The organism is Actinomadura rupiterrae (genome assembly GCF_024172125.1).
Taxonomy (GTDB): domain Bacteria; phylum Actinomycetota; class Actinomycetes; order Streptosporangiales; family Streptosporangiaceae; genus Spirillospora; species Spirillospora rupiterrae.
Genome location: NZ_JAMZEA010000002.1, coordinates 336,341 through 360,758, shown reverse-complemented (window position 1 = coordinate 360,758; position 24,418 = coordinate 336,341). Strand labels below are relative to the sequence as shown.

17 protein-coding genes and 1 rRNA gene are annotated in these 24,418 nt (G+C 71.6%); 7 read left to right on the top strand and 11 right to left on the bottom strand.

The genetic code is table 11. The features are described 5' to 3' along the window. Positions 1-172 precede the first annotated feature (172 nt). The 4 genes from FHU30_RS06120 to FHU30_RS06105 all read right to left on the bottom strand — a co-directional run bounded on the left by FHU30_RS06120 (position 173) and on the right by FHU30_RS06105 (position 5,705). Positions 173-1,701: ribosomal RNA gene (locus FHU30_RS06120) — 16S ribosomal RNA — on the bottom strand. Positions 1,702-2,263: 562 nt separating this feature from the next. Beyond that, complete coding sequence (locus tag FHU30_RS06115; RefSeq protein ID WP_253872730.1) at positions 2,264-3,475, bottom strand: FAD-dependent oxidoreductase; 1,212 nt, start codon at positions 3,473-3,475, stop codon at positions 2,264-2,266. Positions 3,476-3,671: 196 nt separating this feature from the next. Continuing rightward, on the bottom strand, positions 3,672-4,070 hold the full coding sequence (locus tag FHU30_RS06110; RefSeq protein ID WP_253872727.1) for a spore-associated protein A: 399 nt from the start codon (positions 4,068-4,070) through the stop codon (positions 3,672-3,674). A gap of 153 nt (positions 4,071-4,223) precedes the next feature. Further along, positions 4,224-5,705 carry a carotenoid oxygenase family protein gene (locus FHU30_RS06105; RefSeq protein ID WP_253872724.1) on the bottom strand — a complete coding sequence of 494 codons (1,482 nt, stop codon included), beginning with the start codon at positions 5,703-5,705 and terminating at the stop codon, positions 4,224-4,226. Between the two features lie 60 nt (positions 5,706-5,765). Between FHU30_RS06105 and FHU30_RS06100 the strand changes: the two genes are divergently transcribed. From FHU30_RS06100 to FHU30_RS06085, 4 genes are all read left to right on the top strand, one after another. Continuing rightward, positions 5,766-6,497, top strand: a complete 732-nt coding sequence (locus FHU30_RS06100; protein ID WP_253872722.1) for a TetR/AcrR family transcriptional regulator — start codon at positions 5,766-5,768, stop codon at positions 6,495-6,497. 430 nt (positions 6,498-6,927) lie between these two features. Next, positions 6,928-9,612, top strand: coding sequence for a PQQ-dependent sugar dehydrogenase (locus tag FHU30_RS06095; RefSeq protein ID WP_253872719.1), 2,685 nt, complete (start codon positions 6,928-6,930; stop codon positions 9,610-9,612). An 88-nt stretch (positions 9,613-9,700) separates the two neighbouring features. Then, complete coding sequence (locus FHU30_RS06090; RefSeq protein WP_253872717.1) at positions 9,701-10,528, top strand: phosphotransferase; 828 nt, start codon at positions 9,701-9,703, stop codon at positions 10,526-10,528. Positions 10,529-10,579: 51 nt separating this feature from the next. Then, a complete protein-coding gene (locus FHU30_RS06085; protein ID WP_253872714.1) occupies positions 10,580-10,819 on the top strand; it encodes a TFIIB-type zinc ribbon-containing protein in 240 nt (79 codons plus the stop codon). Positions 10,820-10,904: 85 nt separating this feature from the next. Here FHU30_RS06085 and FHU30_RS06080 read toward each other — a convergent pair whose 3' ends face one another. The 3 genes from FHU30_RS06080 to FHU30_RS06070 all read right to left on the bottom strand — a co-directional run bounded on the left by FHU30_RS06080 (position 10,905) and on the right by FHU30_RS06070 (position 16,419). Beyond that, complete coding sequence (locus tag FHU30_RS06080) at positions 10,905-13,436, bottom strand: polynucleotide kinase-phosphatase (protein ID WP_253872712.1); 2,532 nt, start codon at positions 13,434-13,436, stop codon at positions 10,905-10,907. Beyond that, a complete protein-coding gene (locus FHU30_RS06075) occupies positions 13,433-14,944 on the bottom strand; it encodes a 3' terminal RNA ribose 2'-O-methyltransferase Hen1 (RefSeq protein WP_253872709.1) in 1,512 nt (503 codons plus the stop codon). The genes FHU30_RS06080 and FHU30_RS06075 overlap by 4 nt, the downstream gene beginning before the upstream one ends. Positions 14,945-15,081: 137 nt before the next feature. After that, positions 15,082-16,419, bottom strand: a complete 1,338-nt coding sequence (locus FHU30_RS06070; RefSeq protein ID WP_253872707.1) for a DUF3152 domain-containing protein — start codon at positions 16,417-16,419, stop codon at positions 15,082-15,084. Positions 16,420-16,537: 118 nt separating this feature from the next. Between FHU30_RS06070 and FHU30_RS06065 the strand changes: the two genes are divergently transcribed. Further along, positions 16,538-17,377, top strand: a complete 840-nt coding sequence (locus tag FHU30_RS06065; protein ID WP_253872704.1) for a TIGR02452 family protein — start codon at positions 16,538-16,540, stop codon at positions 17,375-17,377. A gap of 341 nt (positions 17,378-17,718) precedes the next feature. Further along, positions 17,719-19,446 carry an MFS transporter gene (locus tag FHU30_RS06060; protein ID WP_253872702.1) on the top strand — a complete coding sequence of 576 codons (1,728 nt, stop codon included), beginning with the start codon at positions 17,719-17,721 and terminating at the stop codon, positions 19,444-19,446. A gap of 53 nt (positions 19,447-19,499) precedes the next feature. Here the strand turns inward: FHU30_RS06060 and FHU30_RS06055 are convergent, their stop codons facing one another. The 4 genes from FHU30_RS06055 to FHU30_RS06040 form a co-directional block, all read right to left on the bottom strand. Beyond that, positions 19,500-20,426, bottom strand: a complete 927-nt coding sequence (locus FHU30_RS06055) for an LLM class F420-dependent oxidoreductase (RefSeq protein WP_253872699.1) — start codon at positions 20,424-20,426, stop codon at positions 19,500-19,502. A gap of 179 nt (positions 20,427-20,605) precedes the next feature. Continuing rightward, on the bottom strand, positions 20,606-22,858 hold the full coding sequence (locus tag FHU30_RS06050; protein WP_253872695.1) for a hypothetical protein: 2,253 nt from the start codon (positions 22,856-22,858) through the stop codon (positions 20,606-20,608). A 121-nt stretch (positions 22,859-22,979) separates the two neighbouring features. Beyond that, complete coding sequence (locus tag FHU30_RS06045; RefSeq protein ID WP_253872660.1) at positions 22,980-23,228, bottom strand: hypothetical protein; 249 nt, start codon at positions 23,226-23,228, stop codon at positions 22,980-22,982. 186 nt (positions 23,229-23,414) lie between these two features. Continuing rightward, positions 23,415-23,804 (bottom strand): helix-turn-helix transcriptional regulator, encoded by a 390-nt coding sequence (locus tag FHU30_RS06040; protein ID WP_253872656.1) that lies wholly within the window; start codon positions 23,802-23,804, stop codon positions 23,415-23,417. A 200-nt stretch (positions 23,805-24,004) separates the two neighbouring features. Between FHU30_RS06040 and FHU30_RS06035 the strand changes: the two genes are divergently transcribed. Continuing rightward, on the top strand, positions 24,005-24,316 hold the full coding sequence (locus tag FHU30_RS06035; protein WP_253872653.1) for a hypothetical protein: 312 nt from the start codon (positions 24,005-24,007) through the stop codon (positions 24,314-24,316). Positions 24,317-24,418: the final 102 nt, after the last annotated feature.

The window sequence follows — 24,418 nt, the reverse complement described above, 5'->3', positions numbered from 1 at the left end:
CACTGCGCTCCACGCGACCAGGTCGCAGTACTAGCAGTGAAGACAACCCCACCGGGTTGAGTAGCCAGTGCTCCACATCTATGAGCAGCCACCCAGCGAACATTCGCCGCTGATAGTAGCCACCGACCACACTCTCCCGAGGGAGACGGTGTGGCCAGTTGGTGCTCCTTAGAAAGGAGGTGATCCAGCCGCACCTTCCGGTACGGCTACCTTGTTACGACTTCGTCCCAATCGCCGGCCCCACCTTCGACCGCTCCCCCCACAAGTGGTTGGGCCACGGGCTTCGGGTGTTGCCGACTTTCGTGACGTGACGGGCGGTGTGTACAAGGCCCGGGAACGTATTCACCGCAGCGTTGCTGATCTGCGATTACTAGCGACTCCGACTTCATGGGGTCGAGTTGCAGACCCCAATCCGAACTGAGACCGGCTTTACGGGATTCGCTCCACCTCACGGTATCGCTGCCCTCTGTACCGGCCATTGTAGCATGTTTGCAGCCCAAGACATAAGGGGCATGATGACTTGACGTCATCCCCACCTTCCTCCGAGTTGACCCCGGCGGTCTCCCATGAGTCCCCACCACCCCCGAAGGAGCGTGCTGGCAACATGGAACGAGGGTTGCGCTCGTTGCGGGACTTAACCCAACATCTCACGACACGAGCTGACGACAGCCATGCACCACCTGTCACCCACCCACTAAAGGAACCCCTGTCTCCAGGGGGGCATGGGCGATGTCAAGCCTTGGTAAGGTTCTTCGCGTTGCGTCGAATTAAGCAACATGCTCCGCCGCTTGTGCGGGCCCCCGTCAATTCCTTTGAGTTTTAGCCTTGCGGCCGTACTCCCCAGGCGGGGCGCTTAATGCGTTAGCTACGGCGCGGAATCCGTGGAAGAACCCCACACCTAGCGCCCAACGTTTACGGCGTGGACTACCAGGGTATCTAATCCTGTTCGCTCCCCACGCTTTCGCTCCTCAGCGTCAGTACAGGCCCAGAGCACCGCCTTCGCCACCGGTGTTCCTCCCGATATCTGCGCATTTCACCGCTACACCGGGAATTCCATGCTCCCCTACCTGCCTCTAGCCTGCCCGTATCGAATGCAGACCCACGGTTAAGCCGTGGGCTTTCACACCCGACGCGACAAGCCGCCTACGAGCTCTTTACGCCCAATAATTCCGGACAACGCTTGCGCCCTACGTATTACCGCGGCTGCTGGCACGTAGTTAGCCGGCGCTTCTTCTGCACCTACCGTCACGTTAGCTTCGTCGGTGCTGAAAGGGGTTTACAACCCGAAGGCCGTCATCCCCCACGCGGCGTCGCTGCGTCAGGCTTCCGCCCATTGCGCAATATTCCCCACTGCTGCCTCCCGTAGGAGTCTGGGCCGTGTCTCAGTCCCAGTGTGACCGGTCGCCCTCTCAGGCCGGTTACCCGTCGTCGCCTTGGTAGGCCATCACCCCACCAACAAGCTGATAGGCCGCGAGCCCATCCCCAACCGAAAAACTTTCCACCACCACACCATGCGGTGGGCGGTCGCATCCGGTATTAGACCCAGTTTCCCAGGCTTATCCCAGAGTCAGGGGCAGGTTGCTCACGTGTTACTCACCCGTTCGCCGCTCGAGTACCCCCGAAGGGGCCTTTCCGCTCGACTTGCATGTGTTAAGCACGCCGCCAGCGTTCGTCCTGAGCCAGGATCAAACTCTCCATCAAGGTCCAACGACGGACACGGGGGCGAACCCGCACCGCCAAACCTCATGAAGGATCCGAAGATCCCAGCAAAGCAATCCAAAGATCGCTTGCCTCAAAGAAATCCCCACCCCGAACCAGAGGCTCGGAGTGCGGGGCGATCAGGCAAACCTGCCTGATCGATAAAGGCACTGGCTTTTAACACGCTGTTGAGTTCTCAAGAAACGGACACCCACGCGCTCCCCCGCAGATCCCTCTGCGGCTTCGCTCCGTGGCGACTCGCTTACTTTATCAGTTCCGTCCGGCTTGTCAATTTCCGGGCGATTCCGATTCCGCGCTTCCCGTCCGCTTTCGCGGCCGTTCTGCGTGGCCCTGCTATTTCACCAGACCCGCACCGATTCGCAAAATCGGCGCTTTCCGGTGCACCAAAAGAAATGCGGGCACGACGGATCGAATCCGCATGATCGTTGATGGTGGCGCACACCGGGCCGGCCACCGCTCAGCGGCGTCCTGCATCCCTCAAGGCGCGAGGAAGAACGTTACCCGGTCGTCCCGTGGGCGTCAAGTCCCGGTCGTCCGGCGGATGTCAGGCCCCGGTCGGGCGGACGACGTGGAGGGCCGCGGGTGGCGTCCCGAGGGCCAGCGCGGACAGCTCGTCGTGGCGCCGGTGGCTGAGGCCGCGGAGCACGCTGGCGAGCACAGCGGGTCCCATCCCCGAAACCCGGGACGTGAGGTTCAGCAGAGGGAGGCTGTGCGCCCAGGCGGTCGGTCCGTCCAGGCGGATGAAGTCGGTCGCCAGGGCACTGGCCAGGACGGCTCGGCGGCGTCGGGTGCGCTCGTAGGCGCGGAAGGCGGCGGGCAGGTCGGCGCGTCCGCGGACGGATGCCAGCTCGGTCATCAGGACGGCGACGTCCTCAAGGCCCTGGTTCAGTCCTTGCGCGAGGACGGGTGGCATGCCGTGCGCCGCGTCCCCTACAAGGGTGCACGGGCCTCGTCCCCATGCGCGCGTGATGCGGTGCCGGGTGTGCGGGAAGAGTTCGAGGTCGTCGTCCGTCAGGGCGTCGAAGAGTTCGGGGATGGGCCAGGTGAAGTCGCCATAGCGCTTGCGGAGTTCGGACAGGGGGTGCGCCCAGGGCTTCTCCCCCGGCGACCACGGGACGTCGAAGAAGAACGCGACCTTGCCGTCCCCGGCGCCCAGGTAGCCGCATTCGCGCGTGCGGTCGAGCATCAGCGCCGTCTGTGCACCCAGTTCGACGGGTGCCGGGATGAGCCCTTGCCAGGTGGCCATCCCGGTCGTGCGCGCGGGCGTGTCATCGACCAGCTGCGCGCGCACGCGCGAGTGGACGCCGTCCGCGCCGATGAGCATGTCCGCGTGGTACTCGGCACCGTCGGTGGTCCTCACGGTGACGCCGCCGTTGGATGCGGGCGTGACCTGGGAGAAGCGGGCGCCGTACTCGACGGGGATGCCGGAGGCGAGCTGGGTCAGGAGCGCGCGGCGCGCGATGGCGACCGCGGGCCCGCCTGCTTCGGTGATGACGTCCGCCAGGTCGTGGCGCATGACGGTCCGGCCGCTGGGCGTGCGCAGCTGGACGACGTCCAGGGGTTGCCCGGCGGTCTCGGGGTGGACGCCGAGGACGGACAGGATCGCGTTCTGGAACGGCCACACCGTGACCGCGCCGCCGCGGGTGCGCGGGCCGGGCGCCCGTTCCAGGACGGTGACCTCGTGTCCGGCGGCGAGGAGTCCGCGCGCGGTCGCGAGCCCGGCGAGGCCGGCGCCGATGACGAGAGCGTGCACCATGCACCTCCGACGATGAGTAGTACTACCAGTTGTAGTACATCGCCGCGCGAACGGCCAGTCCCAACAACGCCGGAAGGGCCCGGAGGCGTCGTTCCGCCTCCGGGCCCCGCCGAATCCCGGCGCTACCAGGCTCGGCCGCCGGAGCTACCGGGCTCGGCCTCCGCGGTCGCAGGCCCGGCTTCCGCGGCTACCAGGCTCAGCCGCAGTGCGACCAGCCGCTGTACCACCACTGGTGGTTGGAGCCGCCGCCCCACTGGATGCACTTGCCGGCGGCGGAGGCGTAGGTCGGCCCCGCGTAGTAGGAGAAGTTGTCGGCCTCCGTGACCGGGGTCTTGCCCGAGACGTACAGGTACGTGCCGGTACGGGTGGGGGTGCCGACGTCCTTGGTCTTGATGGTGACGACGCAGTTCTTGCCCGAGCCCGAGCTGTAGGCCAGGTAGACGGTGGTGCCGTCGAGGTCCTTGTGGTCGATGACCGAGTATCCGGATCCGCAGATCGCGGACGCGGAGTAGGCCGAGGCCGGGGCCGCGGCGACGGCCGCGAGACCGGTCGTGGCCGCCGCGGCGGCGAGGGAGAGCACGGCGATGCGCTTCACGATCACTCCTTCCGGACGCCGACCCGCGCCGGCGTCCGGAGTGATCATGGTCTGCGGCCCCCGACCCGCGGGTGAACCACAAATGATCTTGGAATGGCGGACCGGGCCGCGGGCGGTGACTGACGGACCGTCCGACCAGCGCGCCTCCACCTGTCATGCAGTGGGCATCCAGTTGCCGTGGAAGCCGCTCGGGACGCGGGCGGGCAGGTGCACCGCCCCGATCTGCTCCAGGGTCGCGGCGTCCAGGAAGACCAGGTCGCTGCGGTCGGTGCTCGTGTCGAGGACGTAGCCCATGAGGACGCCCTCGTCCTCGGCGGACGCATGGGAGGACGGGACGAAGGAGAACTCGCTCGCGATCCGGCCCGTCCCGAAGCGGTGCACTTCGGTCTTGCGGCTCAGCAGGTCGTTCTTGAGGAGCGCGTCGGGTTCGAACACGGCGAGGTCGGCGTGCTCGCCCTCGCCGAAGTCGGCGCCGGCGATGTCGATGCCGACGCTGTAGCCGTACCGGTAGGGGCGCCCGACCAGGCGTTCGTCGTGGCGGGGGAACTCCTGCGGGCGGTCGTCGACGCGTTCGGTGCGGACGCGTCCCGCCGCGCGGTCGACGGTCCAGCGCTCCAGGCAGGGCGCGCCCTCGCCCGGGACGGTCGTCGTGGCGAACATGCGCGGGTGCCGGACGACGTCCAGGACGACCGTGTCGCCGTCCTCGTACGCGTTGAGCGGGTGGAAGACGTAGCAGGGATCGACGTCGTACCAGCGCACGTCGGCGGCGGTGCCCTCGCGCGGCAGCAGGCCGATGCGCGCGGGGTAGTCGGGCTTCCACGAGTAGGGGAACGCCTGCGGGCTGCTGCCGCGGCGGCTGCGGATGGCGGCGGCCACGACCGGCTCGGGCAGCGTGCGGCGGCCGATGACGCGCGACAGCACCGAGTTCAGCGGGCCGGCCAGCGCGGACGGCGCGCCGGCGGTGATGCCGCGGACGTCGAAGGTGACCGGCAGGTCGTACAGGACGACGTAGCGGTCGGTCAGGGAGAAGTCGTGCATCATCGGGCTGCCCGTGACCTCGATGTCCACGACCTTCCGGACGCGCCCGGACCGGCTGAGCACGGTGTACCGGACCTTGTTGCCCCAGCCGAAGAAGTACGAGACGGCGTGCAGCTCGCCCGTGTCGGGGTCGCGGTGCGGGTGGGCGGTGTAGCCGCCGGGGAGGGTGCCGTCGAAGTCGCAGGGGCCGACCGTCTCGAACTCGTCGGTCAGCTCGTAGGGGCGGGACCCGGCCTCGACGAGCGCGAAGGTGCGTCCGGCGTGGGCGACGACGTTGGTGTTGACGGCGTAGTCCATGCCCGCGTGCCTGCCGCCGGGGCGGGGGCGCTCCCCCATCCGGCGGGCGAGGTCCTCGTGCCGGACCCAGCGGTTGCGGTACCACTCGGCGCGCCCGTCGCGCAGCCGGACGCCGTGCACCATGCCGTCGCCGGTGAACAGGTGGTACGTCCCCGGGTCGGGATCGCCGAACGGGTTGGGCCCGATGCGGGCGTACCGGCCGTCGAGGTGGGCGGGGATCTCGCCGGTGATCTCCAGGTCGGTGACGGTCAGCTCCTCGCGCACGGGGGCGTACTGGCCGTCCAGGATTCCGTTCGCCATCGGTCCTCCCGAGTCTCCGGACATGAAAAATAACAGCGTTATTTGAGATATAACGCTGTTATGAGCACGCCGTCAACACCTGGGACCGAACCGGCATCGAACGCCCCCGCGGGCGGGCGGGCGGCGGGGGCCGTCCGGACGCGGTTGCTGGAGGCCGGGGCGCGGCTGCTCGCGCAGGAGGGGCCGAAGGCGCTGACCGCACGCCGCCTGGCGGCCGAGGTCGGCGCGTCCACGATGGTCGTCTACACGCATTTCGGCGGGATGCCGGACCTGGTGCGCGCGGTGGTGGACGAGGGGTTCGAGCGCCTGTCGGAGATGCTGGCGGAGGTGCCGCCCAGCGGCGACCCGCTCGCCGACCTCGCGCGCCTCGCCGTCGCCTACCGCGCGAACGCGCTGGCCAACCCGCACCTGTACTCGGTGATGTTCGGCACCGCCGCGCTCGGCGAGTACCGCCCGGACGACGAGGACGTCCGCAAGGAGCGCTTCACGGCGGGCGCCGGCACCTTCGGCGTGCTCGTGTCGGCGACCGAGCGCGCCATGGCCGCCGGGCAGCTACCGGGCGCGGGCGACGAGGACCCGGCCAACGTGTCCGCGCAGCTCTGGAGCGCCCTGCACGGCTACGTGATGCTGGAGCTCGGCGGCCACTTCACCCCCGCGGACGAGGAGACGATCTTCATCCCCCTCCTCCGCACGATGGCCCTCGGCCTCGGCGCGTCCATCCCCGAGACCCTGGTCGAGACCGTCCGCACCACCCTCCCCGAATCCCTCACCCACTACCGCCACAACCCCTAGCCGCCGCAAGCCCACCCCACACGCGCAAGCCCACCCCACACGCGCAAGCCCACCGCACGCGCACGATGCATCCGGCGTACGCGAACCCACCGCACGCGCACGAGCCGCCTCACATGCGCGAGCCGACCCATGCGCGCGACCCGCCGCACACGCGCGGGCCGACCCACGCGCACGAGGCGGCTCACGCGATTGATGCGCCTCGCGTGCGCGAGGCGCATCAATCGCGTGCGGGCGTCGCGTGGGTGACTGGGAGGGCGCGGGGTGGGCTTTAGCACGGGGGGCGTCGCGTGACCATGGGGGGCGGTTGACAGGCGGGGGCCGGTGGCCAGGTTCGGTCCCGCGCTCCACGAGAACGCAATTTTCGTTCATCGTTCCCTGCTAGAGCAGCTGATCATGTGGCTCTTCCTACAAGATCGGGAAGGAAGCGGCCGTGGGGAATCACGATCTTTCCGGGCGGGCGCGGCGTCCGGTGGCGCTGTTGGCGGCAGTGGTCCTGGGCGCGGCGCTCCTCACCGGGGCGTCGCTGCCGGGGACGGCGCGGGCGGCGCTGCCCGGCGGGTTCCGCCAGCAGACCGTCCTGTCGGGGCTGACGAACCCGACGGCGGTGCGGTTCTCGCCGGACGGACGGGTGTTCGTGGCGGAGAAGAGCGGGCTGGTGAAGGTGTTCCAGTCGCTCACCGACACGAACCCGGTGGTGTACGCGGACCTGCGGCAGCAGGTGTTCAACGGGTGGGACCGCGGGCTGCTGGGCCTGGCGCTGCATCCGAACTTCCCGCAGGACCCGCGGGTGTACGTGATGTACACCTACAACGGGGAGCTGGGCGGAACGTTCCCGAAGTGGCCGTCCGCGAACGGCAGCGACGACCAGTGCCCGGACCCGCCCGGCGCGAACAAGGACGGCTGCGTGGTGTCGGGCCGGATCTCGGTGCTGACGCCGGCGGTGCAGGCGGCGGGCGCGCTCGCACCGCGCGCGAAGGCGGACCCGGTGTCCGAGACGGTGCTGCTGGAGGACTGGTGCCAGCAGTTCCCGAGCCACTCGGTCGGCACGCTCCAGTTCGGCGCGGACGGCATGCTCTACGCGGGCGCAGGAGACGGCGCGAGCTACACCTACGCCGACTACGGGCAGACCAAGAACCCGTGCGGCGACCCGCCCGGAAAGGCGGGCGAGAACCTGACCGCGCCGAGCGCCGAGGGCGGCTCGCTGCGCGCGCAGGACGTGAACACACCGGGCGACCCGACCGGCCTGGACGGTTCGATCATCCGCATCGACCCCGACACCGGGAAGGCCGCGTCCGGCAACCCGGCCACCGGCCCGGACGAGAACGCCAGGCGGATCGTCGCGCACGGCTTCCGCAACCCGTTCAGGTTCACCGTCCGGCCGGGGACGAACGAGGTGTGGGCGGGCGAGGTCGGCCTCAGCACGTGGGAGGAGATCGACCGGATCTCCGACGCGGGCAAGGTCGGGAACTACGGCTGGCCCTGCTACGAGGGGACGGGCCACAACACCGGTTACGACGCGGTCGGGTTGACCGCATGCCAGAAGCTCTATAACGCGGGCGCGACCGCCGTGGTCACGCCGTACTTCACCTACAAGCACAGCGACAAGGTGGTTCCGGGCGAGTCGTGTGGGACGGGCTCGTCGGCCATCAGCGGCGACACCTTCTACACCGGGAACGTGTACCCGACGCGGTACAAGAACGCGCTGTTCTTCACCGACTACGCGCGCAAGTGCGTCTGGGCTATGAAGGCGGGCGCGAACGGCCTGCCGGACCCGAAGTCGGTAGAGACGTTCGACTCCGACGCGGGTCCGATCGTGGACCTGGAGACCGGGCCCGGCGGCGACCTGTTCGGCGTGGACATCATCGGCGGACGCGTCGTCCGGTGGGTGTACGAGGGCACGAACAACCCGCCGGTCGCGGCGATCAAGTCGGACGTGCTGTACGGGAAGCTGCCGCTGACCGTCCACTTCGACGGTTCGACCTCGTCCGACGCGGACGGCGACCTGCCGCTGTCCTACGACTGGGACCTGGACGGCGACGGCACCTTCGGCGATTCACACGACGCTAAGCCGGCGTTTACCTACACCACCGCCGGCAGGTACCGGGTCGGGCTGCGGGTGACCGACGCGCGCGGCGCGACCGACGCCACGACGCTCGACATCACCGCCGGGTCGACCCCGCCGGTCGCGAAGATCACCACTCCGTCGTCCGCGCTGACCTGGCAGGTCGGCGACTGGATCCCGTTCTCCGGGACGGGCACCGACGCCGAGGACGGCACGCTCGGCGGCACGTCCCTGAGCTGGCAGATCATCATGCACCACTGCCCGAGCAACTGCCACACGCACGAGATCACCCGGCAGGACGGCACGTCCGGCTCGTTCGTCGCGCCGGACCACGAGTACCCGTCCTGGCTGGAGCTGCGGCTGACGGCGACCGACTCGTCCGGACTGTCCGATACCAAGAGCGTGGAGCTGCACCCGAAGACGGCGAAGCTGACGCTGGCGAGCAGCCCGGCGGGAATCCCGCTGACGCAGGGGCAGAAGACCGCGAACGCGCCGTACACCGGGACGGTCATCAAGGGCTCGACGGTCTCGGTCGCGGCGCCGACCAAGACGCAGATCATCGGCGGCCGGGCGTACGAGTTCGTCGGCTGGTCGGACAAGGGCGCCTCGGCGCACAACGTCGTCGTCGGAGCCGACCGGACGCTGACCGCGACCTACCGGCTCAAGACGAACCTCGCGCTGAAGCGTCCGGCGGCGGCGTCGAGCACGGACGGCTCGTCCTACGCGCCATGGCGCGCGGTCGACGGCAGCCGGACGACGCGCTGGGCCGGCAAGCGCAGCGACCCGCAGTGGCTCCGCGTGGACCTCGGCTCGCTGCGGCAGGTCGGCTACGTGATCCTGCGCTGGGAGGCGGCGTACGCGTCGAACTACCAGATCCAGGTCTCCGCGGACGGCCGCACATGGACGACCGTGGCGACCCGCGCCGGCGGGAACGGCGCGTCGGACTTCCTGCCGTTCACGCCCGTCCAGGCCCGGTACGTCCGGATGTACGGGACGAAGCGGGGCACCAGGTACGGCTACTCCCTGTGGGAGATGGAGGTCTACAACAGGTGAGCCGGGGCCGCCGAGCCGGTCTGCGGCCGCTGAGCAGTGTCAGCGCCCGCCGAGCCGAGGGTGGTCGTCAACAGGTGATACTTGCGTGGTGTCCGCGCAAGTCATCTATGACCGCAATGGTGTGCTGGTGGTCCGGTCCGGGGACGTCGTCGCGAAGGCGCACCGTCCGGGCCGGGCCACCGGGCCGGAGTTCGCCCGCCGCGCCGAGATCGCCGCGTCCCTGCCGGAGCTGTTCTGCGCCCCGCTGAGCCCGCCGCTCGACGTGGAGGGCCGGACGGTCACGTTGGAGCGGTACGGGACGCCTGTCGATCCGTTCGATCCGCCGTGGGAGGACGCCGCGCGCCTGCTGGCCGCGCTGCACGCCGTCCCGGTGCCGAAGGACACGCCGCCCTTCGGACGTCCTACGCGCGTAGCCCGCGCGGTGTCGCGCCTAGGCGACGGCGAGGTGGCTGACGCGGTCCGTAGGGCGTTCGCGGTTCTGCCCGCGTGGGTGCGTGGGGACGCGCCCGTCCCTGTCGTGAAGCACGAATGCCTGCTGCACGGCGACTTCCACTTGGGCCAGCTCGTGCGCGCGGGCGAGGGCGGCACGTGGCGAATGATCGATGTCGAGGACATCGGGTGCGGCGACCCGGCATGGGACCTCGCCCGCCTCGCCGCGCTGTTCGCCGCCGGAATCCTGCCGCCGGAAGCGTGGGGCCGCTTCCTCTACGCGTACCGGGAAGCTGGCGGCGTGGCCGTCCCGCCGGACGAGGGTTCCGAGTGGACGGTGCTGGACGTCCCGTCCCGCGCGCTGGTCGTCCAGATCGCCGCGACGTCCCTGCGGCTGGCGGCCGAGGAGGGACGGGATCTCGCGCCGGAGGAAACCGGACTCGTGGCCGCGTGCGTCAGAATCGCGGACCTGCCCGAACTACCTTAGATTTACCTTTTGCTAACCCTGAGCCTCCGGACCGGAAGGACGACATAGGCGATGCACTGCCCCAAGTGCCACGGCTACATGCGCACGTACAACCGCAGCGGCGTCCAGATCGAGCAGTGCGACAACTGCCGCGGCGTCTTCCTCGACTACGGGGAGCTGGAGGCCCTCGGCCGCATGGAGGCCGGCTACCACGCCGCCCCTCCGCCGCCCGCCTGGGGCCACCACGGAGGCCACCACCACGGCCACCACGGCCATCACGGCGGCCTGTTCCACGCGCTCTTCACGACCTGACCCACCCCACGCGACGCGGCCCGCGCCCCCGAGGAGGGGACGCGGGCCGTTCTCGCTGTTGCGCGGACGGCCCTGAGCGGCGCTGTCAGAGGCGCGGGTCGACCGGCTCGGACTCCAGGGCCAGCACGGCGAACACGGCCTGGTGGACGCGCCACAGCGGCTCCCCGGCGGTGAGCCGGTCGAGCGCGGTGAGGCCGAGCGCGTGCTCGCGCATCGCGAGCGAGCGCTTGCGGCCGAGCGAGCGGCCGCGCAGCCGGTCCAGGTGGTCGGTGTAGTCGGGGCCGTAGATGATCCGCAGGTACTCGCGCCCGCGCACCTTGAGGCCGGGCTGCACCTTGCGGTCCTCGGGGAGCGGGCCGAGCGGCTTCACGACCATCCCCTCGCCGCCCCCGGCGGTCAGCTTCTCCCACCAGGACGTCGCGGCCGCCTCGGACGCGGGGTCGGCGAGGTCCACGACCCGGGTCGCGGTGGTGCGGACGAGCCCGGACCCGTCGGCGGCGGCGAGCCGCGTGGCAACCGCCATGTGCCAGTCGTGGCCGCGGGTCGCCGCGAGCGTCTCCCCCTCGGCGGCGAGCAGCTGGAACGGCGCGACGCGCAGGTCGCCGATGTCCTCGACATCCCAGCAGTAGCGGGCGAACGCGTCGCGGAAGCGGGCGGCGTTGGCGGCGCGGTGCTCGGTGCGCTCGCGGAGGTCCGCCACGTCCAGTCCTCGTGCGTGCGCTTGGGCGAGGGCCGTGGACGCGGCCGGGAGCGCGGCCCGCGCGGCGGCGGCGGTCGAGGCGTACTGCGTGCGGATCAGGTCCATCGCCTTCGCCGACCACGGCAGCAGCTCGCAGTCCAGGACGAGCCAGGTGGTGTTCAGCTCGTCCCACAGGCCCGCTTCGCCGATCGCATCGCGCAGGCGCGCGAGGACGGCCTCTGTGCGAGCCGCGTCCTTGAAGAACGACCGTCCGGTGCGGGTGTAGAGCGCCCCAGACGTGCCGTCGTCCATACGGAACCGCGTCTCGGCCACGCTCTGGTCGCGCGCGACCACGGCGATCGCGCGGGAGCCCATGTGCTTCTCCTCGCAGATCACCCGCTCCAGGCCGAGGTCCCGGTACGCGGCGAACGCCTCGGCCGGGTGCTCCAGGTAGCCGGGCAGGGACGACGCGTCCGCCGGGGCCATCGTCGGCGGCAGGTACGCCAGCCAGCGCGGATCGACGGCGAACCGGCTCATCACCTCCAGCGCGGCGAGCGCGTTCTCCTCGCGGACGGCGACGCGTCCCATCAGCGCGGTCTCCACGCCGTGCGCGCCCATCACGTCCTCGATCTTCAGCAGGTCGTGGTCGCGCGACTCGGCCTTCAGCGGACGCGCCGGCTCGTACCAGACCTCGTGCGCGGGCGTGTGGACGAGCTGCTTCTCCGGGTAGCGCAGCGCGGTCATCTTGCCGCCGAACACCGCGCCGGTGTCCAGGCAGATGGTGTTGTTGAGCCACTCGGCGTCCGGGACGGGCGTGTGGCCGTAGACGACCATCGCCTTACCGCGGTAGTCGCGCGCCCACGGGTACCGGACGGGCAGCCCGTACTCGTCGGTCTCGCCGGTCGTGTCGCCATAGAGCGCGAACGAGCGGACGCGTCCGGACGCGCGTCCCTGGTACTCCTCCTTGAGTCCGGCGTGGGCGACGACGAGTTTCCCGCCGTCCAGGACGTAGTGGCTAATGAGACCGTCCATGAACAGGCGCGCGCGTTCGCGGAAGTCGTCCGGCTCGCGCGCGAGCTGCTCCAGCGATTCGGCCAGGCCGTGCGCGACCTTCACCTTGCGGCCATTGAGCGCGCGCACGAGCTTCTGCTCGTGGTTGCCGGATACGCATAGGGCGGTGCCCGCTTCGACCATGCCCATGACCAGGCGCAGTACGCCGGGGGTGTCGGGCCCTCGGTCGACGAGGTCGCCTACGAAAACAGCTGTGCGTCCTTCGGGGTGGCTCGCGGTTGTGGCGCGTCCCTCGTTGTCGCGGGTGATGGTGTAGCCGAGCTTGCCGAGCAGCTCCTCCAGCTCGGCGCGGCAGCCGTGGACGTCGCCGACGATGTCGAACGGGCCGGTCAGCTCGCGCTTGTCCGGCCACGCCTTCTCGTACACGATCGTCGCGGCGTCGATCTCCTCGACGCCGTTGAGGACGTAGGCGCGCTTGAACTCGCGCCCTTGCAGCGACCGCATGCCGCGCCGCAGCTCGCGGCGCTGCCTCGGGATCACGTGCTCGGGCAGGTCCCGGTCGGGGCGCCCGGCGTTGCGCGCGGCGGCGACGCCCTCCGGGACGTCCAGGACGATCGCCACCGACAGCACGTCGCAGTCCTTGGCGATCTGGAGCAGCTGCTGGCGCGGGCCGGACTGCACGTTCGTCGCGTCCACGACGGTCAGCAGACCGCGCCGCAGCCGCGTCCGGACGATGTGGTGCAGCAGCGCGAACGCGTCGCCGGTCGCGGACTGGTCGTTCTCGTCGTCCGACACCATCCCGCGGCACCGGTCGGACGACACGACCTGCGTCTCCTTGAAGTGCCGCCGCGCGAAGTACGACTTGCCCGACCCGGACACGCCGACGAGCACGACCAGCCCCATCTCGGGCAGCCTGATCTCGGTCATCGCTCGCCTTCCTTCGCCGCGTCGTTCGCGGGCTCCTGCTGCATCGGCGGCTTCCTGGTGAAGACGGCCATCTGGGTCGGGGCGCCCAGCTCGGGATCGAGGTCGCCGACCGGGACGTACCGGACGCCGTAGCCGTGCTCGGCCGCCACCCGGACGGCCCAGGACGCGAACTCCCCGCGCGTCCACTCGAAGCGGTGGTCGGGGTGCCGCATCGCGCCCTCCGCGAGGCCCTCGTACCGCGCGTTGTACTCGGCGTTCGGCGTGGTCACCACGACCGACGCCGGGCGCGCCGCGCCGAACACCACGCCCTCCACGGCCGCGAGCCGCGGCGGGTCGATGTGCTCGACGACCTCCATCAGGACGGCCGCGTCGTACCCCTCGAACCGGCGGTCGGCGTAGGTCAGCGCGGACTGGAACACCGACACCCGGGCCGGGCGGTGCGGGTTGCCCGAATCGTCCGGGATGCCGCGCCGGTGCACCATCTCGACCGCGCGGTACGACACGTCCACGCCGGTGACCTTCTCGAACGTCCGGTCGCGCTTGAGGCGCGCGAGCAGCTTGCCGCCGCCGCAGCCGAGGTCGATGACCGTCCGGGCGTCCTGCTCGTGCAGGGCCGCGAGGACGGCCTCGGCGCGCTGTTCGGCCAGCGACGCCTTCGGCTCCTCCGCCTGCTCCTGGGCCGGCGCCTCTGGCGCGGTGCCTTCGGGCGCGGCGCCCTCGGGCGCGAGTTCCTCGTCGAGGGACGCGGTGGCCAGGGCGTCCTCGGGGGCGTCGTCGGAGTCGGCGAGGCGGCCCAGCGCGGCGCGCACGAGCGGGCGGCGGTTGGCCAGGTAGCGGCGGATGATCCCGGCGCGGTCCGGGTGCGCGGCGAGCCATCCCTCCCCCGCGCGGATGAGCTTGTCCACCTCGTCCGGGGCCATCCAGTAGTGCTTCGCCTCGTCCAGCACCGGAAGCAGGACGTACAGCTGGTTCAGCGCGTCGGCGAGCCGGAGCTCGCCGGTCAGCGTGAGGCTCACGTACCGCGAGTCGCCCCAGGCCGGGAAGCCCTCGTCCAGCGGCACCGGGACGGCCTCGACGCGCCAGCCGAGCGGCGCGAAGTACCGCTCGGCGCGCTCGGGCCCGCCGCGGCACGGCAGCGCGGGCAGCTTGATCTCCAGCGGGAGCGGGACGTCCGGCAGCTCGGGGCGCGCGTCGCAGCGTCCGCGCATCGCGGTGCGGAACACGCCCGCCATCGCGGACGCCAGCAGCGACGACGCCGCATACGGACGGTCGTTCACGTACTGGCCGAGGGTGAAGTCCGGGCTGCTCTTCCCGCGCGTGCGCACGAGCTTGACCGGATCGACCTCCAGCAGCAGCGCGGCCGTGCAGCGCGTCTCGTCCGCCTCGGGGTAGAACACGTGCGCGACGCCGGACGCCTGCTCGAACGGCTGCACCTTGCCGGGATGCTTGTGCAGCAGGAAGCCCAGGTCGGTCGCGGGGGCACGGGTCGTCGTGATCGTCAGCAGCACCCGCCCAGGATGCCCGAGACGTCCCGGAGCGACCACCGGATTAGCCGGTATCGCGGTCGCCGAGCCGTTGGCAGGAGCAGAAGGGAAGGCGGGGCCGGGACAGGGACGCTACGGGCCGGGACAGGGACGCTACCGGGTCAGGGGACTTCGGGGCCGGAGACGAAGCGGCCCTTGCGGTCGTACGGCCAGGCGTTCGGACGGCACCCGTCCAGGCCGCCGAGCTGCTGCATCATCACCGGCGCCGGCTTGCCCGAGCTGGGGCAGCCCATCCGCGTGTAGTGCAGGAGGCGGCCGACCTCGAAGTTCACCATCTGCGCGCGGTAGGAGCCGGTCTGCCCCTGGTAGTAGGTCGTCGTCAACAGCCAGCGCTTGAGGTTGACAACGACCTCCTTGTCGGACGAGCAGTTGCCGCGCCCGGCCGTCATGACGCCGTGCGTCGCGCACAGCTTGTCGGTGGTCTCCGGGGACGCGAGCCGGACCACGAAGTCGGCCTGCTGTCCCGTTCCCACCCGCTTGAACGCGACCTTCCCGCTGGCCGTCCAGCCGCGCGAGTCGGTGAGGATCCGGTCCACGTAGTGCGCGAACGTGGAGGCGCTCTGCTTCGTCCCGCCCTCGACCTCGACCGCGTAGCGGCGCACCTTGCCGCGGCCGACGGCGGTGGTCTCGCCCTCGGCGCGGGTGAACTTGCCGGTGCCGTGGTCGGGGATGAACGGCGGGTGCGCGGGCGCGACGGTCGGCGGGTCCGCCGGGACGTCGCCCGGTTTCGCGCCCATCGTCGGGACGACCTGGGGTTCGAGCTGCGGCTTGGGCGGTTTGCCGCCGGAGAGCGTGGTCGCGCCGACCATCGCGGCGATGCCCGTCCCGGCGATCAGGACGAGCGCGCCGATGCCGAGGACGTAGGTGGCAGTGCGGCCGCGGTCGGCTCCGGCGAAGTCGCGGTCCAGGTCGGCGGAGAGGCGCTCGTCGAGGACGGGCCGTCCGACGCGTCCGGTCGGGTCGTAGGTGCCGTCGGGGAGGAACGCGCCGTTGGCCTCGGGCGGTTCGTCGTCGAAGAAGCCGTCACCGCCGTAAGGCTGCTGCGGAGGCGCTTGCTGCGGAGGTGCTTGCTGTGGCGCGGGCGGCTGGCCGGGCGGTTGCGCCGACAACGGACCGCCGGGCTGCTGCGCGTGATGACGGCCGGGCTGCTGCGGCGGAGGCTGCTGGGCCTGGTACGGCTGCTGGGGCTGGGGCGAGCGCTGCGCGTGCCGCGGCTGGGGAGGCTGCTGCTGCGGGGGCTGCTGCTGCGGCGGGTACTGCTCGGGCCGGGCCTCGTCGTACCGCGGCTCGTCATACCGGGGTTCGTCGTACTGAGGCTCGTCATAGCGAGGCTCGTCGTACCGCGGTCCATACGGCGACTGCTCGTAGGGCTGCTGGCCGTACGGGTTCTGCGGCGGGTACGGATCGCGCCGTCCCCGGCGGGGGCGAGGGGGCTCCATGACGGTGCAAGCATGCCAGAAACCCGACCGGAATCGATCCTTTTGGCCTGATCGGCGGGTCGGGTCGGCCGTAAAAGGGCTGGCGGGACGCGGGTCGTGTCCGAAATCATCCGTCCCGATGAGCAAAGAACGCAGGCGCACACAGGCCCGGAAGACCGTCGAGATCCTCAACGACGGCGGCTACCGCGCGCCCTCCGGACGCCACGTGGATCTGTCCGCGGCGCTACACGCGTCCACCACGGGAACCGTGCTGCACCGACCGGACGAACTGGACGCGCTCCTGCGCGACCTCCCGCCCGTCCCGGACGACGCGCCGCCGACCCGCATCGAGGTCACCACCGAGACCACCCTCCAAGCCGCCCGCCGTCTGACCGGCGAGGACGTGCCGGTGGCGTTGAACTTCGCGTCGGCGAAGAACGCGGGCGGCGGGTTCCTCAACGGTGCGCACGCGCAGGAGGAGGGGCTCGCGCGCGCGTCCGGTCTGTACGCGTCGCAGCGCATGGCACCTGAGTACTACGCGGTGCACCGCGAGTTGCGCGACACGCTCTACACCGACCACATCATCTACTCCCCCGGTGTGCCCGTGTTCCGCACGGACGCGGGCGAGTTGCTGGAGGAGCCGTACTCCGTCGCGTTCCTGACCTCGCCCGCCCCGAACCGGGGCGCGACGCGGGACCCGGACAAGCTCGCCGCGCTTCCCGGCGTGCTGCGGCGGCGCGCGTTGAAGGTGCTCGCGGCGGCCGTCGCGCACGGGCACCGGCGGATCGTGCTCGGCGCGTGGGGTTGCGGCGTGTTCCGCAACGACCCGTCCGAGGTGGCCGAGGCGTTCGCGGATGCGCTGCGTCCGGACGGCGGCCCGTTCGCGCGCCGCTTCGAGACGGTCGTCCTCGCCGTCTACGACACCGCGCCCGGGTCGCCGCGGCTGGCTCCGTTCGAGCGCGCCTTCGCGGGCTTCTAACGCGTCTTCGCGAGGGTTCTAGCGCGGGGTTCTTAACGCGTCTTCGCGAGGGGTCTAGCAGGTCAGCAGCAGGATCAGCGCCGTTCGTCCCGCGATTGCGGCGGGGCGGCGGCGCTTTCGCGTACCTGCGCCCGGACGGGCTCCAGGCGACCCAAGCGCCAGAAAATTTCGCGATACATCTTGACGTGGCGCGAACGAGATATATCGTCTCTATCGGAGAGAGGTTATCCCGGCCGGGTCCCGCCGCTCCGCGTACGAACATCGTACCTGTCGCGAACGTCGTTCTGCGAGGGAACAGCGTTCGTCTTCACTGCACCGTTCTCGTCCCCTGGGGGCCCATCATGATCGACACCACCGGCGCGGCCACCCCGCCGGACACCGAGCCCGCCCTGTTCCGCTGGCGCTGGGCCGCGCTCGCCGTCATCCTGCTCGGCGAGATCATGGACATGCTGGACGCGCTGGTCACCACGATCGCGGCGCCGACCATCCGCGGCGACCTCGGCGGCTCGGCCGCCACGATCCAGTGGCTCGCCGCCGGGTACACGCTCGCGATGGCGATCGGCCTGCTCACCGGCGGCCGCCTCGGCGACCTCTACGGCCGCAAGCGGATGTTCCTCATCGGCGCGGCCGGGTTCACGCTCGGCTCGCTGCTGTGCGGCGTCGCCGTCACCCCGGGGATGCTGATCGGCGCACGGCTGCTGCAGGGGCTGGCGGGCGCGATGATGATCCCGCAGGGACTCGGCATGATGCGGCGGATGTTCCCGCCGCAGGAGATGGCCAAGGCGTTCGGCGCGTTCGGGCCGGTCATGGGCCTGTCCTCGGTCGCCGGGCCGGTGCTGGCAGGCTGGCTGATCGACGCCGATTTCTTCGGCACCGGCTGGCGGATGATCTTCCTGATCAACCTGCCGCTCGGCCTCGCCGCGGTCGTCCTCGGCCTGGTCTTCCTGCCGTCCGGGCGGGACGGGCACGGCTCCCGGCTCGACCTGGTCGGCGCGCTGCTCGCCGCGCTCGGCGCGGCACTGGTCGTCTACCCGCTGGTGCAGGGCCGCGAGCTGGACTGGCCCGCGTGGATGTTCGCGATGATGGCCGCGTCCGGTGTCGTGTTCGCCGTGTTCGCCTGGCACGAGCTGCGCCGGCAGCGGCGCGGCGGCGACCCGCTGATCACGCCGTCGCTGTTCCGCAAGCGCGGCTTCTCCGGCGGGCTCGCCGTCGGCCTGGTGTTCTTCGCCGGGATGATCGGGTTCTCCCTCACCTACTCGCTGTACCTGCAGATCGGCCTCGGCTACTCGCCGCTCAAGGCGGGCCTGTCGCAGATCCCCTGGTCGGCCGGGACCGTGTTCGGGTTCCCCGCCGCGATGGCGATGCAGAAGCGCGGCCGGACGGCCCTCCAGACCGGCGCGGTCGTGATGGCCGCCGGGGTGGCCGGGCTCGTGCTCAGCCTCCAGCTCGCCGGGGTCGGCGTCACGCCGTGGCAGCTCGCGCCGTCCCTGGTCGTCACCGGCTTCGGGATGGGCCTGCTGATGGCGCCGTTCTTCGACATCGTGCTCGCGGCGGTCGAGCCGCACGAGACCGGGTCGGCGGGCGGCACGCTGTCGGCGATCCAGCAGCTCGGCGCGGCGCTCGGCGCGGCCGTCCTCGGCACCGTGTTCTTCGGGCTGCTCGGCGGGCACGTCGCGACCGCCGCCGACCGCGACGCGCCGGCGCTGCGGGCGAGCCTCGCGTCCGCCGGGGTCGCCGCGCCCGACCAGGACCGGATCGCGGCCGGGCTGCGCGCCTGCGGGCACGACCGCGCCACCGCCAAGGACCAGGAGAAGAACCCGGCGGCGTGCGCGCGGCTGGAGTCCGACGTGCGGACGGCGGTCGCCGCGCACCCGCAGTCGGCGGGGAAGGTCGTCCAGATCGTCCAGGACTCGGGGCGGCACTCGGCCAAGAGCGGGTTCGGCGCCGCCATGAAGATCACGCTGTGGATCGTCACCGGGATGCTCGGGCTGACCTTCCTGATCGCCTTCCTGCTCCCGCCGCGCGCCCGCGAGGACGAGCCGGACGCCGCCGCCGCTGCGGCCGCCTGACCTGCGCTCCCGTGGCCCGCGCTCTTCGCGGGCCACGGGACCGCGCCGTCCGGTCAGACCTTGTTCAGCACCTCGAAGGCCAGCAGTTCGAGGTGGTTGAGGTCGTTCAGGTCGAGGACCTGGAGGTACAGGCACTCCGCGCCGATCGCGTCGAACGTCCCGATCTTCTCGACGATCTCGGCGGGTGTGCCGCACAGGCCGTTCTGGCGCAGTTCGTCCACGTCCCGGCCGATCGCCTCGGCGCGGCGCCGGATCTCCGCGTCGTCCCGGCCGCAGCACACGACCTGCGCCGCCGAGTACGCCATCGGACGCGTCCGCCCCTCGGCCTCGACCGCGGCGCGGACCCGCGTGAACGCGGCGGCGGTGTCCGCGACCTGGTGGAACGGGACGTTGAACTCGTCGGCGTACCGGGCGGCGAGGCGCGGCGTCCGCTTCGCCCCGACGCCGCCGATGATCACCGGCGGGCCGTCCGGGCGGGTGGGCTTCGGGAGCGCGGGCGAGTCCTTGACGGTGTAGTGGCCGCCCTCGAAGGTGAAGGTCTCGCCCTCCGGCGTCCGCCAGAGACCCGTGATGATCTCCAGCTGCTCCTCCAGCCGGTCGAACCGCTCGCCGAGGCTCGGGAACGGGATGCCGTAGGCGGTGTGCTCCTGCTCGAACCAGCCGGTGCCGATGCCGAGGTCGACGCGCCCGCCGCTCATCTGGTCCACCTGCGCGACCGCGACCGCCAGCGGCCCCGGCAGCCGGAACGTCGCGGCGGTCACCAGCGTGCCGAGCCTGATCCGGTCGGTCTCCCGCGCCAGCCCGGCGAGCGTGATCCACGCGTCGGACGGCCCGGGCAGGCCCGGCACGTCCCCCATCTTCAGGTAGTGGTCGGACCGGAAGAAGGCGTCGAAGCCCAGGTCCTCCGCGGCCTTGGCCACGGCCAGCAATGTCTCGTAGCTCGCCCCCTGCTGGGGCTCGGTGAAGATCCGAAGACGCATGGTCCCATCCTCATACTTTCCGCCGCCGGATGCGCGGCTGGGGTGGGGCGCGCGGCGATGTCCCACGGAAACAGGACGGGGGCCGCACGGTCTCGCGGAAACGGGACGAGGCGTCTCGCGGAAACAGGGCGAGGCCCGGACAGCCGCATGCCGTCCGGGCCTCGTCCTGTTCATCGCTGCTAGTCGCGTGAGCGGATGGTGCGACGGCGGCGTCCGACGTAGGCGAGGACGAGGCCGCCGGCGAGCAGGCCGAGCGACACGTCCACGATCAGGCCGGTCTGGCCGCCCGTGCGCGGGAGCAGGTGCGTCCCGCCGGACCCGTGCTGGTGGGCCCGCGGACCGTTGCCCGGGCCGGGCACCTGCGCGCCGCTGTCCGGGGTGGGCACCTTGGAACCCTCGGTCGGCTTGTGGGAACCGCCGCCCCCTGCGCTGTGCGCACCGCCGGTCGTGGTGTGCGAGCCGCTCGCGCCGGTGTGCGAGTTGCCGGCCGGCGCGTGCGAGTCGTCCGCCGCCTCCGAGCGGGAGGTGGCGACGCCCGAGCCGCTGGTGGACGAGTGCGCACCGGACGCGGACGAATGGGCACCGGACGTGGACGAGTGGGCGCCGCCCGCGGTCGCGTCCGATCCGCTCGTGGACGTGTGCGAACCGTCGGCGTTGTGCGAACCGCTCGTGCCCGCGTCCGTCCCGCCCGTGGACGCGTGCGAACCATCGGCGGAGTGCGAGCCGCTGGCGGTTCCGTCCGTCCCGCTGGTGGACGAGTGCGAACCGGTGGCCGGAGCCGGGGCCGGGGCGACGATCGGGCCCTCGTCCGGGCTCTTGGGCGGCGCCTTCACCGGCCGGCTCGACGCGTCGGCCGAGTGCCCCTGCATCTCCGCCGGAGCCGCCGAGGCCCGCAGGATCCGGGTCCTGGTGGTCGCGGTGTTGTTGTCGAGGTTCACCTCGGGCGTCGAGGTGGTCGCGCGGACCGGAGCCTCCAGGATGTCCCCGGGCTTCGGTGCGCTCGGCCGCAGGACGGTGCGGATCGTCTTCTTCTCGCCGGGAGCGAGCGTCCCGAGGTCGCAGAGGACCTTGTTCGGGCGGCTCGCGGCCCCGGCGTCGCCGCCGGTCGCCGCGCTACCCGCCGCGTCCGCACCGGGCGTCGCGCCCGCGCCGGACGGCCCGCCGTTGCCGGACGACGTCCCCGTGCTGGACGAGGTGCCCGTCGTGGACGGCGTCCCCGTGGTGGACGGGGCGCTCGTCCCCGACGGCGCGCTCCCGGTTGCCGGGGCGCTCGTACCGGACGGGGCACTCGCGTTGGACGGGGCTCCGCTGCCGCTCGTGGTGCAGGACAGGTCGTTCTGCACCGCGCCGGGAGCCGCCTCCCCCTCGACCTTCACGTTCTGCGCGGGCGACGGGCCGCCGTTCGTCACGGTCGTGATGTACGGGATGGCCTCGTCCGGACGGGACGAGGCCGGCGCCTTCTCGGTGACCGAGAGGTCCGCGGTCTCCGCGATGCTGGTCTCCGGGAACGCCTTGGACACCGAGGACGAGCCCCACGTCACGGTGGCCGTGCTCGACACGCGGTCGCGCGGCTTGGCCTGCGCGGACACCTTCGCGGTGAGGACGCCGGCGACCGTCTGCCCCGGACGCAGCGGGCCGAGCGCGCAGACCGCGCTGCCGCCGCTCGCCGCCGTCCCCGGCGCAGCGGGAGCGTTGGCACCGAACGCGCCGGCACCGGACGTCCCACCCGAAGGCGCCCCGCCGGACGCGCCGCCCGAAGTGCCACCGGACGCGCCGTCCGCCGTGCCGCCGGATGCGGTGCCGTTGGGCGCGCCGCCCGCGGGCTGGGACGGCGACGAGCCCGAGGCGCCGGACGCGGCCGAGCCGTCGGGCGCCATCGCGAACGAGCAGGTCTGCGAGCCGGAGACGTACTCCAGCGTGCGCGGCAGCGGCGCTCTCAGGATGGCCGGGCTCGACTTGAGCGTGCTGCGGTTCGTCACAGCGAACGGCCAGTTGTAGGTGCGGCCCGGCAGCAGTTCCATGGTCGGGCCGGATGTCTCGATCTCCAGCCTGGCTAGCTTGTCCTGCTCAGGACGCACGGCTGGACGGGTCTGTTCCGGCCGTCCGCCCGGCGCCTGGCCCTGCTCCGCACCGCCGCCCGGCTGAGCCTGAACCGGACCGCCGCCCGGCCGGCCCTGCTCCGGAGCGCCGCCCGGCTGGGCCTGCTCCGGCCGGCCGCCCGGCTTGGGCTGCTCCGGGCGCACGGCCGGGTGGGCGTGCGGTGCCGCCTTGTGGTGGTGGTGCCTGTGGTGCTTGCGCGCGCCCACGTCCACCGGTCCGTCGGCGTGAGCCGCGCCGGGTTGGGCGAGCAGCGGGACGACGCCGAGCAGCGGGGCCGCCGACAGCACGGCGAAGCCGCGGACGCCGATCCGCCCCGTTCCCTTCTGGATCATCAATGGTCCCCCCGTGACCTGGCCGGACGCCTACGTTGATCGGATCCGTTCTAGCCCGGCAACGGGGGTTCTGCTAGCACTGCGCAGGCGTGTCGTTACCCAGGGTGATATCAACCTTCCGTCAACGCGAGGAAGATCCGTCCGGGCGGCCGTCCACCTCGGGCGGCCTGGAGTCGGCGGCCGCGGCGGCGGTGGCCGCGGCCGCGAGCCGGGCCGCGGCGGCCATCACGCGGGTCTGCAGCTCGACCTGGTGGGCGATGCGGCGCTGCCCGGCGCGGACGTCGCGGGCCAGCCGTACCGCCTCGACCGCCAGGACCAGGGCGAGCGCGCCGAGCACACCGGCGCCGGCGGCGATCGCGAGGACGAGCATCGCTTGGCCACTTCCTCATCCGACGGGAGCGGGGATCCCGGGGCGCGCGCGGGGGCGGCGCCCGCCGGGCCGTCTGACCCGGTCCGGCATCCCTAGTGTGCCCCGGTGTCAAGGCCGCAACAACCGGTCAGTACGAGAAATTTTCAGCAGCCGGAATCCCGCAGGTCCCGTGCCGTGCCACGCGTGTCAGCGGCCGTCGGGCTCCCCGTAGAGCGCGCGCAGGAAGGCGATGGCCATGCGGCGCTTGTCCCCGTCGCCGGAGCGCAGGTCGGCGAAGTAGGCGTCCAGCTCGGCCAGCTCGCGGACGGCCGCGTCGCCGCGCGGGCCGCTCCGGTCGGCCTCCTCGGGCTCCGCGCCGTCCCCGACGCGTGCGAGGTCACCGGACCGCCACAGCAGCGCCGCCTCGATCGCGGCGCGGGTGCGCGCCTGCGGCCAGCGTCCGCCCGCCTCCAGGTTGTAGACGGTCTTCACCGTCACGCCCGCGCGCTCGGCGAGCGCCTCCTGCGTCAGCCCGAGCGTGCCGCGCCGCGCCACCACGTACTTGGCGACCCGTTCCCGGTCGGGTCCGCTTCCCATGCCTTCCAGCATGGCGGAAACAGTAAGGAACATCCAGCAATCGGGAGTGGAAAATTTCCTACCTTACTATTTCCGGTTATTACCAGACAGACCCTTGTCACCTTGCCGGAACGTTCCTATGGTGAAAGTACGGGTCCGCGGAACGGACCTCCCCCGGACACCGGCGCGGCCCGCTCAACACCGACGAGAGGCTGAAGCCGTTGACCGAGGAAGGATCCATCACCGTCGAACTGGCGCTGGCCGAGCTGCGCCGCGGCATCGACGTGCGGAGCATCGAGCTGGAGGGCAGGCTGGCCCTGCTCGACCAGCGCGACGACCTGCACGACCGCCGCGGGGACGAGTTCGCCCGGCAGCTCCAGGACCTGGACGACCGGCTCACCCGGGCCGAACGCGAACAGGTCACCAGGGCCGGTCTCGACGCCCGCTTCCGCCACACCGTCGCCCTGCTGTCACTGATCACCGCCGCGGCGGCCGTGCTGGCCACGGTCGTCGCGGCCTACCTGGCCCGCTGACCGCCCGCCCTCCCGCGGGCACCCTCCGGCCGGCGCGGGTCCTTCGGGCCCCGTGGCCCGGCGCACCCCACCCCCGCGCCGGCCGGAGGCACCACCGCTCCC